Raw genomic sequence first — 9,773 nt, forward strand, 5'->3', positions numbered from 1 at the left:
CCGCCGCCATTGGCTAGGTTCTACTCTGCCAAGAAACATATGGCAGACGTGACGCCACTCATCCATCGCTACGGGCCGCAGCAAGTAGTGCTATACGACCCGCAGGCAAAAGCATTAACTGGGGAAAAGCCGCTTGAGCGGCTAGTCATCGTGCCTGATGACTGGCCACGCCAAGTACCACTACCGCCCCGTACTCGCGATTAAACAACCAGCTCGTTAAACAACCACCAAGTTATCGCGATGGATCAGCTCGTGAGCCTCCACGTAACCCAGAATTGCTTCAATCTGGTGGCTCGGTTGGCCCGCTAACTGACGGGCTTCATCCGCACCGTAGTTAACCAATCCTTTGGCCACGCGTGCGCCCTGCTCATCCACGCACAGCACCATATCACCGCGCTTAAAGCTGCCCTGCACTTCACGTACGCCCACCGCCAACAGGCTAGAGCCTTTGCCACGCAGTACATTGACAGCCCCAGCATCCAGTACCAAGGTGCCACGCACCTGCAACTGACCTGCCAGCCAGCGCTTGCGAGCAGCGATGGGCGCTTGAGCTGGGCGCAACAGAGTGCCCAGCGCCTCGCCTGACATGATGCGGGAAATAACGTCCGGCTGGCGGCCGCTGGCAATCACCGTGACCGCGCCGGAACGGGCAGCCAATTGTGCAGCACGAATTTTGGTGCTCATGCCGCCGCGTCCCAAGGCGCCTCCACTACCAGCAACAGCGGCTAAGCGCGGGTCGTCGGCACGGCCTTCAGCAATCATTTTGGCATTGGGGTCGTGGCGAGGGTCGGCGTCAAACAGCCCCTCCTGATCGGTGAGCAGCAGCAGCGCATCGGCTTCTAACAGGTTGGCTACCAGCGCGCCAAGCGTATCGTTATCGCCAAAGCGAATCTCGTCGGTGACGACGGTATCGTTTTCGTTGATCACCGGCACCACACGCATCTCAACCAAGGTACGCAGCGCTGACAATGCGTTGAGATAGCGCTTGCGGTTGGAAAGGTCATCGTGGGTGAGCAGAATCTGGGCCGTTAACATACCGTGGCGAGCAAAATGCTGCTCGTAGCACTGGGTGAGACCGTTTTGGCCTACCGCCGCAGCTGCCTGAAGCTCATGAACGGCACTGGGACGAGCCTGCCACCCCAGACGAACCATGCCCGCCGCTACGGCACCCGAGGACACCAGCACAACTTCTTTGCCCTGCTGATGTAGCGTGGCAATCTGGTCGACCCAGCCACCAATGGCCGGCTCATCCAAGCCTCGGCCATCGTTGGTGAGCAGCGCGCTACCAATTTTAACCACCACCCGGCGGGCGCTGCTTAACGCCTCGCGGCCGGGCAACTGCTCATTGCTTTCCACGTCGCGACTCTCCCAAGCCATTCCGCTCACGCGTTTGATTCCGTTGACCCTGCTGACGTCACCCATTCGACCGACGGATCGGTTACGGGGCGTACTCTACCTCGACATCGTAATCATCATCGTCAAAGTCGTCGTCATCTTCGTCGTCGCGTTTACGGCGACGGCCAAGACGCGCTTCCGTACGGGCCACTGATTCTTCTTCCATGCGGCGGCGCATTTCCTGCTCGCGGGCATGGGCTTCTTCATCTTCATTTTCCAGGCGCTGCTGCTCTGTCAGCCAGCGATACGCTGCCTGCACCAGCTTGTCAGTGCCGTCGCTGCTGATGGCCGAGATGCGGAATACCGGGCCATCCCAGTTCAGCGCTTGGATAATCGCCTCGGCGCGGGCTTCGCGCTCATCTTCCGGCAGCAGATCAAACTTATTCAGCACTAACCAACGCGGCCGCTCAGAAAGCGCCGGCGAGAACTGGCCTAGCTCATGAATAATCGCCTGCGCCGCTTCCACGGGATCAGACTCGTCAAACGGCGCCACATCCACCACGTGGAACAGCAGACGTGTACGGGTCAGGTGCTTCAAGAAACGTAACCCCAAGCCCGCGCCATCAGAGGCACCCTCGATCAGCCCCGGCACATCGGCCATCACAAAGTGCTCGTGCATCCCCAGCTTCACAACACCCAGGTTAGGCACCAGGGTAGTGAACGGGTAGTTCGCCACTTTGGGTTTGGCCGCGGATACCGAACGGATCAGCGTGGACTTTCCCGCATTCGGCATGCCCAGCAGGCCGACGTCAGCCATTACCTTCATTTCCAGGCGCAGGTTGCGGCGATCGCCTTCAGTGCCCGGCGTGGTGCGGCGAGGCGCACGGTTGGTCGAAGATTTAAAGTGAATATTGCCCAACCCACGGCGACCACCTTCGGCCACCAGTACCACCTGACCGATATCGGTGACATCGGCGATAACTTCAAGGGTATCCTCATCGATCACCGTGGTGCCCACCGGCACTTTCACATGCAGGTCTTCACCGGCTTTACCGCTCATCTGGCGACCCATGCCGCCCTGGCCGTTTTCAGCTTTGTAAAAACGCTGAAACTTGAAATCAATCAAGGTATTCAGTGAATCGTCACCAATCAGGTAGACGCTGCCACCATGGCCACCATCGCCACCATCAGGGCCACCTTTGGGCACATATTTTTCGCGGCGAAAGCTCAGACAGCCATTGCCGCCTTTACCTGCCTCAACAATAATCGAGGCTTCATCGACGAACTGCATTGGATTCTCCCGGCCGCTTCCGCCGCCCTAACTGCAATATCCCGCCCATTAATAACAGGCAAAAGGGATCGAAAAGACAAAAAAGCCCCGCCATGGCGGGGCTTTTATTTCGTCATCTTCGCTCTGCGCAACAGCTGTTGCTTAGGCAGAAACGATGCTAACGAATTTACGGTTGTTCGGACCTTTGGTCTCGAACTTCACGAAGCCGTCGTTCAAAGCGAACAGCGTGTGATCACGGCCCAGGCCAACGCCAGTGCCTGCGTGGAAACGAGTGCCACGCTGACGAACGATGATGCTACCCGCGCTGGCTGCTTGGCCACCGAAGAGTTTCACACCTAAGCGTTTGGACTCGGAATCGCGACCGTTACGCGTGGAGCCGGCTGCCTTTTTATGTGCCATTGCAAAATCCTCCTTAAGGGAATCGACTGCTTACGCAGAAATTCCGGTAATTTTGACTTCAGTGAACCACTGACGGTGGCCCTGACGCTTCATGCTGTGCTTCCGGCGACGGAACTTGATGATCGTTACTTTATCGCCACGGCCGTGGGAAACGATTTCAGCGGACACTTTGGCACCGCTTACTAAAGGCGCGCCAACGTTGACGTCATCGCCGTCTGCAACCAACAGCACTTCATCAAACTCAATCGTTTCGCCGGTAGCGACTTCGATTTTTTCGAGCTTGAGGGTTTGACCTTCTTGAACGCGGTACTGTTTGCCACCGCTTTTAATAACTGCGTACATGTCGCTCTCCGGACTTGTCGTTAATGCCGATTACGCCCCGCGTAACCAACGCTCATCGCCTTCCGCTCTTATCGACCTGCTGCGAGTGGCGCCCCTTTTGGCAGCCATCTGACAGGGAGCATGATGAGTGGGTCGCGAATTATAGCGACTATCGCGGTTTACCACAAGACTACGGGGCATTGTCAATCACACATCGCACTACAAACGTCTATCGCTACCTTGACGCCTCACAGACAGCCCCATAGCATGGCCCCAACTATCCTACCCCCGCGATGAACGGAACCCATGACAGCCAACGTCTCTCAAACCCCGCCTGCCAGCCCAACGCCTTCACCGCTGCACGCCGTGGTGGCCGATGACTTTGACGCCGTAAACCGGACCATTGTCGCGCAATTGAATTCCAAAGTGCCGCTGGTAGAAACCATCGGCCAATATATTATTGAAAGCGGCGGCAAGCGTCTGCGTCCTTTACTCGTGCTGCTAGCTGCCCGGTCACTGGGCTATGAGGGCGACAAACACATCACTCTGGCCACGCTAATCGAATTCATGCACACCTCCACGCTGCTGCACGATGATGTGGTCGATGAATCGCACATGCGGCGTGGCAAAAAAACCGCCAACGATGCCTGGGGCAACGCACCATCCGTACTGGTGGGTGACTTCCTCTATTCGCGCTCGTTTCAAATGATGGTGGACGTAGGATCGATGCGCATTATGGCGATTCTGTCCGGCGCGACCTGCGTCATTGCCGAAGGCGAAGTGCTGCAGCTCACCAATATCGGTAACCCCAGCATTTCTGAAGCGGATTACTTTGAAACCATTCAAGGCAAAACAGCGATGCTGTTTGAAGCCGCCTCCCACAGCGGTGCCGTACTTGCCGACGCCACCGCTGAGCAAGAGCGCGCACTACAGTATTACGGCCGTTATTTAGGTCTCGCCTTCCAGCTCATCGACGACCTGCTGGATTACCAAGGCGATGCCGAGGCCATGGGCAAAAATGTCGGCGACGACCTAGCAGAAGGCAAACCTACCCTACCGCTCATTCATGCTATGGAGCGCGGCACGCCTGAACAAGCCAAGCTAATCCGCCAAGTGATTCGCAAGGGCGGGCTGGAACAGCTCGACGAGGTGCTGGAGATCATCAATGTCACTGGCGCGCTGGAATATACCCGCGCACGGGCCGTTGAGATGGCCGATAAAGCCCTAGCCGAACTCGATGCTCTGCCACCGAGCCCCTATCGAGACAGCATGGCTAGCATCGCTCGGTTAGCGGTTGATCGCAAAGCATAAAGTCAGCGCAACAAAGCAACCCAGCGCGAAAAAAGGGACTTGAAAAAAACCCTTCGCCTGCGTATGATTCGCTCCGTTGTTGAGCACTGCTGCGACAACATTCGGAATATAGCTCAGCTTGGTAGAGCGCTGCCTTCGGGAGGCAGAGGTCGTAGGTTCGAATCCTGCTATTCCGACCAAGAATTCCAGAAAAAACGGCCACTTAGCTAATACAGCAAGTGGCCGTTTTTTGTTGGGCATTGTTGGGTAATCGTTGAGCGCTCGCTAACCTGATGCTGAAAGCCAGTAGTTTGTCGTTACCAGCGCAATGAAAAGAATGTAACCCGCTACGATACCCACCATGGCACGGCCACTGCGGCGCCCAATGACCGCCCCACAGAGCCCTAACACCAGCCCCATGAACATAAAGCCTAACCCTGCTGTCACCCCTGTTGGCGTAAATCCTGGCGTTAACAACAGCGCATACAGGAACGCACCCAGCCCATAGATACCCAGCAATGACGCCCACTCTTGGCGGTTAAACATAAACTCTCCGTAAAAAAAAGGCTGCACATACTACTGGTGAATATGCTGGAACACGTCTACGTTTCGGGCCCAGTGTACTTAACATTTTGCCCAGCTCTTCCCGCCAACAGCGTCAAAATAAGCAACGCAAATTGCCGCCCCGTTTCTTCGTTCTCCAGCAGCGGCATACTCAGTTTTTCATGATCATTCATTGCATCTAATACAGCGTCGGTGACGCGCTTGGGAAATAGCCCGTGCATCACCTGGGTTTCATCATGGTGGTTGATCTGGGCCATCACCTCATCATCACGCTCAATGCGGTCAGCAATGCCGTTGGCAAAGTGCAGCTTATCCCCATCGCTAATATCTGCGCCGTAGAGGTCATTCAGGCGCTCGATAATCTCATTAAGGCGTTGAGTTTCGGGGTCATGGGGTTTGCCGGAGCCAACATCTGAAATCGGTTTCAAGCCGTAGTCGCCGCTCTCCTCTTCAAGCGAGAGGCGCTGTTCAGCGCGTTTGGTCAGCCGATAGCTGTCCAGCTCAAGTTCGCTGACATCAATAGGGTCGCCAATTAATAATCGATCGATACGTAGCAAGGGATGCAGGTGCTTGGCATACACGCACAGCTGTTCTAATTCAGCATCATCGAAGTGGATGATCTGACTGAGAAATTCATAGGTGCGTACAAAGCTCTGTAAGTTTTTACGGAACAGATCAAGCTCATCGCGGGTCTTGCCTGCGTCTTCTAACTCCTGCTCCGCACGCATGCGCCCTTTTTCGTCACCCTGCTGTTCCGCCTGCTGGCGAGCGTCTTTCCACGTTTGTTGCTGCTCTACGGTGACTTCATAACGCTTTTTGAAACGATCTTGAGCAGGCTGGCAGTGATAACTTAATCGTGAGGGGGGTGCTTTAGGGTCAAAGAAAGCAGTAGCAAACGCTTCCACCTCGGGCCAGTGATAAATGCCGTTAGCATCCAGCGTGCGTTTAAGGTCATACACCACCTGCGGGTCGGAAACGTCAGCCAAGGTTGCTTTGCGATAATACGGCGCAAACGCTTCTAAAATTTCTTGTGGTTCATTAAAGAAATCGAGGATAAACGTCTGTTTGCCAGGAAACAGACGGTTCAATCGCGAGAGCGTCTGCACGCAGTCTACGCCCTGCAGCTTCTTGTCCACATACATGGCGCATAGCTTGGGCTGGTCAAAGCCAGTCTGATACTTGTTAGCGGCGATCATCACGTTGAAGTCGTCGCTGTCCAGCGCCTTGGCCAGATCACGTCCACGAACGCCAGGGTTCAGCAGTTGGCTGGCTTCAGTTACTTCCTCAGGAATGACTTCATCGGCCGGTATGCTGCCGGAAAACGCCACCAAGGGATGCACGTCGCTATAGCCTTGAGCTTCCACATACTGGCGCATCGCCAGCTGATAGCGCACCGCCTCTTGGCGGCTGGCGGTGACTACCATCGCTTTGGCTTGGCCGTCCAGCAGGTGGCGTACATTAGCGCGAAAGTGCTCAACAATGACCTCTACGCGCTGCGCAATATTGTAAGGATGTAAGCGAACCCACTTGGCTAATGCGCGGGAGGCCTTTTTGGCGTCTACTTCCTGCTCTTCATCTTCTAAATGGGCCAGTTTCCAGGCGGTACTGTAGGTGACGTAATTACGCAGCACATCCAGAATGAAACCTTCCTCGATAGCCTGACGCATCGAGTAGAGATGAAATGGCTCGGGCTTGTTGTCTGCACTTGGTGGCAAGCTTGGGTCTGGTACACGGCCAAACAGTTCTAGTGTTTTGGCCTTGGGTGTGGCGGTAAAGGCATAGTAGCTGATGCGCTCATTAGGTCGACGAGTAGACACGGCTGCATCCAGCATTGCTTCTGCACTGATTTCTTCGTCTTCATCAGCGCTCTCGCCAGCGGCGGCTAATAGCGCCTTAAGCTTGCGCGCAGAATCGCCCGCCTGTGAAGAGTGTGCTTCGTCGGCAATCACTGCATAGCGGCCTTCGGCAAGCGTGGGCCGCTTATCCAGCGCATCGAACAGCGCCGGAAAGGTCTGGATAGTGACGATGATGATGCGGGTATTGCTCGCCAGCGCTTCGGCCAGCTGTTCAGATTTGCTCTGATTGCCGACATCGCGGGTGATCGGGCAGACCACCCCATGGGCGTGTTCAAACTGGTAAATGGTGTTTTGCAGTTGGCTATCCAGCACGGTGCGGTCAGTCACCACAATCACTGAGTTGAAGCGCTTCTGCTGGCCGCTTTCGTCATAGAGGTTAGCCAACTGATGGGCGAGCCAGGCAATGGAGTTAGATTTACCTGAGCCCGCGCTATGTTGAACCAAGTAACGTTGGCCGCCATCATCGGCTTGAGTGGTCTCAATCAGCTGATTAACCACTTCCCATTGGTGGTAGCGCGGAAAAATCAGCGTTTCTTTCGTGTTGCGTCGACCGTGAAAGTCTTCGGTTGTTTTCTGCTCCAAATGCAAAAAGCGCCCGAGTATTTTTAACCAAGCATCCGGGGCAAAGACGCGCTCCCAAAGGTAGCTAGTCGCGTAGCTATTTTCATCTTCCGGCGCAGGGTTACCTGCACCGCCGCCTTCCGTGCCTTGGTGAAACGGCAGAAAGAAGGTGTCTTTGCCCGCAATTTTCGTAGTCATCGCCACTTCCGCTTGGCTGACAGCAAAGTGCACTAGCGCGCCGCGCTTAAACGCCAGCAGCGGCTCAACCTTGCGCGTAATAGGATCTTTTAATGGACGGTCGTTGCGGTATTGGCGCTTGGCGTTTTCTACCGACTGTTTGAACTCGCTTTTTAGCTCCAGCGTACCAGTAGGTATGCCGTTAACAAATAGCACCAGATCCAGGCGCGGGTTATAACTTTCGCCGCCCTTGCCCTTCTCTCGGGCATGGGGCGAATAGGCCACTTCCGGCACCACACGCAGGCGGTTGGCACGGTAGCGGGAAAGCGCGTCAGGGTTCATGGCGTGGTCAGGCTTGAAGCTGCACAGATCAAACGTCACCCCCGGCACTTTAAAACCATGGCGCAGCACCTCTAGCGTGCCCGCTCGCTCCAGCTCGCGTACCACTTTCTGTACAAACAGCGTTTCAGACGATTGCGGGTTAGCCTTGCAGAACTTCTCCCAACGCTCGGGCCAGGCCTCCTGCACATACCCCAGCAGGTCTTCGGTATAAAGTGCTGTGGTGCGGTCATAGCCACTGGCCGTGCCCACTTTCCAACCACCCGTGGCCATGGCGTCGATGATATCCTGCTGGAACTGCGCTTCCCTGCTGTCGGCCATGTTACCCCCAGGCTGTTATATTTCGCGTTTACAAAAAGTTCGATAATGCTGACTCAGAAAGTAGTCTGATGCCAACACCTTACCTCTTATTATCTGCTTTCCTTCTAACTGGCCATACTCAGGATCATTTTTAATTTTTGAACTCGTTTCTACTCGTTGTTTTTCAGGGTTAATAGAGATTAAAAAATTATCAAAAAGCCTGTGTATATCTACACGTAAACACAAACCATTATCTAACCTGTTCGAATTTTGACCCGTATAAGGGCTTATATGGGCCGCCTCTAAAACGTCGGTTATGCGACTACCTGAAATACAACAACTACCATAATAATTTTTAAGCACTCGCTTTCGAAAATCTTGCTGTCCTTCCCTAACAACAGTAACGCTTGTTCGACGCTTTTTTTCATCAAACGTAATAGAATCTATCAGCTTTTTATCAGTCTCGCTTTTAATGAAGCTGAGAGAGGCTCCCTCATAAGGAAGGTAATCTTTTAGTTTTTCTATTTCATCATGCTCAATCAACGCTTGCCATGCGCTGGAGTTCACCAACCCTGCTTTTTTCCTTAATAAAGCCAGAGCTTGACACGCTGCCTCAATGCTAGCGAAGCTGTCGGGCCTATTCTCCCAAGATAATTTAACATCGTCATCACTCAATTCTAAAACATGAGCTATATTTAAAGCGTTTTTTTCAATTCCATTAACATAGCTTTCTTCAGAGTCGTCAGACAAAAACGGAACTTCCAATGCACTAATTTCAACCCTATTTATATAGCCTTGCCATCCTTGATAGCTTTCTACCACCTCATCTGCAACCTCAATAATGGCAAGCGCCTCCGCTGCAACTTCTTTAGAGCCACATAACTGCTCCCGGTGTTTCCAAACTTCAAAAACTTGCTCAACCGACATATCGTCTAAATCAGCTGGCTCAAAAACCCAAAGATAATGGGTCTCATCATACATAGATGGCTCTGAGCAATCTTTAGTACCAGCATCTACAGTTGCACTATCACCATTATCATTTAAGGCACTATATAGGTTTCCAGCTATCTGTCTGGCCAATCGTTCATCTTGCGCCTTGGCACCTATTTTATTCTGATGACCCTCAATTCTTCGCCTGATTGCACCCAGGCGTCCAGACTCTTCTTTTCTTTTTTGCTTCTTATTTTTTTTCGACACGAAAACACCTGAATTTTTCTATTCTGAAACATTCTCTACCACAGCGCTTACTTGTTGATCCTGCCATTCACCGTATGTCTTGCGGCTGTTTTTTTCTATCCATACCGTGCGGCCATTAGCAGGACGCCCAGATACTACGGCAG

The 9,773-nt window shown here is 53.7% G+C and carries 11 protein-coding genes and 1 tRNA gene (2 of these 12 only partly in view); 4 read left to right on the forward strand and 8 right to left on the reverse strand.

Going from position 1 to position 9,773, the window contains the following annotated elements:
• Together INT22_RS21585 and INT22_RS21590 are read left to right on the forward strand one after the other, a co-directional pair.
• Positions 1–52 carry part of the coding region annotated (locus tag INT22_RS21585) for a DUF1853 family protein (RefSeq protein ID WP_226912925.1) on the forward strand (this coding region is incomplete at its 5' end). Its footprint begins 235 nt before the window's first position, so 52 of the 287 annotated nt are shown.
• The gene (locus INT22_RS21590) at positions 40–204 is read left to right on the forward strand and encodes a hypothetical protein (RefSeq protein WP_226912926.1); all 165 of its coding nucleotides are present in this window, start codon (positions 40–42) and stop codon (positions 202–204) included. The genes INT22_RS21585 and INT22_RS21590, both read left to right, overlap by 13 nt.
• 12 nt (positions 205–216) lie before the next feature.
• Here INT22_RS21590 and proB read toward each other — a convergent pair whose 3' ends face one another.
• The 4 genes from proB to rplU all read right to left on the reverse strand — a co-directional run bounded on the left by proB (position 217) and on the right by rplU (position 3,367).
• Positions 217–1,377 (reverse strand): glutamate 5-kinase, encoded by a 1,161-nt coding sequence (proB, locus tag INT22_RS19120; protein WP_226912931.1) that lies wholly within the window; start codon positions 1,375–1,377, stop codon positions 217–219.
• Between the two features lie 61 nt (positions 1,378–1,438).
• Positions 1,439–2,626, reverse strand: a complete 1,188-nt coding sequence (gene cgtA, locus INT22_RS19125; RefSeq protein WP_193061139.1) for an Obg family GTPase CgtA — start codon at positions 2,624–2,626, stop codon at positions 1,439–1,441.
• A gap of 141 nt (positions 2,627–2,767) precedes the next feature.
• Complete coding sequence (rpmA, locus tag INT22_RS19130; RefSeq protein WP_009097313.1) at positions 2,768–3,025, reverse strand: 50S ribosomal protein L27; 258 nt, start codon at positions 3,023–3,025, stop codon at positions 2,768–2,770.
• Positions 3,026–3,055: 30 nt separating this feature from the next.
• On the reverse strand, positions 3,056–3,367 hold the full coding sequence (gene rplU / locus INT22_RS19135) for a 50S ribosomal protein L21 (protein WP_009723801.1): 312 nt from the start codon (positions 3,365–3,367) through the stop codon (positions 3,056–3,058).
• Between the two features lie 285 nt (positions 3,368–3,652).
• Here rplU and ispB point away from each other — a divergent pair, with 285 nt between their 5' ends.
• Positions 3,653–4,657, forward strand: a complete 1,005-nt coding sequence (ispB, locus tag INT22_RS19140) for an octaprenyl diphosphate synthase (protein ID WP_193061140.1) — start codon at positions 3,653–3,655, stop codon at positions 4,655–4,657.
• A 102-nt stretch (positions 4,658–4,759) separates the two neighbouring features.
• Positions 4,760–4,836: transfer RNA gene (locus tag INT22_RS19145), tRNA-Pro, on the forward strand.
• 85 nt (positions 4,837–4,921) lie between these two features.
• Here INT22_RS19145 and INT22_RS19150 read toward each other — a convergent pair.
• The 4 genes from INT22_RS19150 to INT22_RS19165 form a co-directional block, all read right to left on the reverse strand.
• On the reverse strand, positions 4,922–5,182 hold the full coding sequence (locus INT22_RS19150; RefSeq protein WP_193061141.1) for a hypothetical protein: 261 nt from the start codon (positions 5,180–5,182) through the stop codon (positions 4,922–4,924).
• Between the two features lie 56 nt (positions 5,183–5,238).
• Entirely contained in the window at positions 5,239–8,454 is a 3,216-nt protein-coding gene (locus tag INT22_RS19155; RefSeq protein ID WP_193061142.1) for a type I restriction endonuclease subunit R, read from the reverse strand.
• A gap of 15 nt (positions 8,455–8,469) precedes the next feature.
• On the reverse strand, positions 8,470–9,630 hold the full coding sequence (locus tag INT22_RS19160; RefSeq protein WP_193061143.1) for an HNH endonuclease: 1,161 nt from the start codon (positions 9,628–9,630) through the stop codon (positions 8,470–8,472).
• A gap of 115 nt (positions 9,631–9,745) precedes the next feature.
• A protein-coding gene (locus INT22_RS19165) for a GIY-YIG nuclease family protein (RefSeq protein ID WP_446718967.1) crosses the window boundary here: on the reverse strand, positions 9,746–9,773 show its 3' portion. It continues 761 nt past the right edge of the window; 28 of the gene's 789 nt are visible here — the last part of the coding sequence; the start codon falls outside the window, past its right edge; its stop codon occupies positions 9,746–9,748.

The organism is Halomonas sp. 3D7M (genome assembly GCF_014897885.1).
GTDB lineage: Bacteria > Pseudomonadota > Gammaproteobacteria > Pseudomonadales > Halomonadaceae > Vreelandella.

What these genes read in the sequence shown, in the direction of transcription:
- INT22_RS21590 (WP_226912926.1), top strand. Translation starts at nt 40, where the DNA reads ATGGCAGACGTGACGCCACTCATCCATCGCTACGGGCCGCAGCAAGTA.
- proB (WP_226912931.1), bottom strand. Translation starts at nt 1,377, where the DNA reads ATGGCTTGGGAGAGTCGCGACGTGGAAAGCAATGAGCAGTTGCCCGGC.
- cgtA (WP_193061139.1), bottom strand. Translation starts at nt 2,626, where the DNA reads ATGCAGTTCGTCGATGAAGCCTCGATTATTGTTGAGGCAGGTAAAGGC.
- rpmA (WP_009097313.1), bottom strand. Translation starts at nt 3,025, where the DNA reads ATGGCACATAAAAAGGCAGCCGGCTCCACGCGTAACGGTCGCGATTCC.
- rplU (WP_009723801.1), bottom strand. Translation starts at nt 3,367, where the DNA reads ATGTACGCAGTTATTAAAAGCGGTGGCAAACAGTACCGCGTTCAAGAA.
- ispB (WP_193061140.1), top strand. Translation starts at nt 3,653, where the DNA reads ATGACAGCCAACGTCTCTCAAACCCCGCCTGCCAGCCCAACGCCTTCA.
- INT22_RS19150 (WP_193061141.1), bottom strand. Translation starts at nt 5,182, where the DNA reads ATGTTTAACCGCCAAGAGTGGGCGTCATTGCTGGGTATCTATGGGCTG.
- INT22_RS19155 (WP_193061142.1), bottom strand. Translation starts at nt 8,454, where the DNA reads ATGGCCGACAGCAGGGAAGCGCAGTTCCAGCAGGATATCATCGACGCC.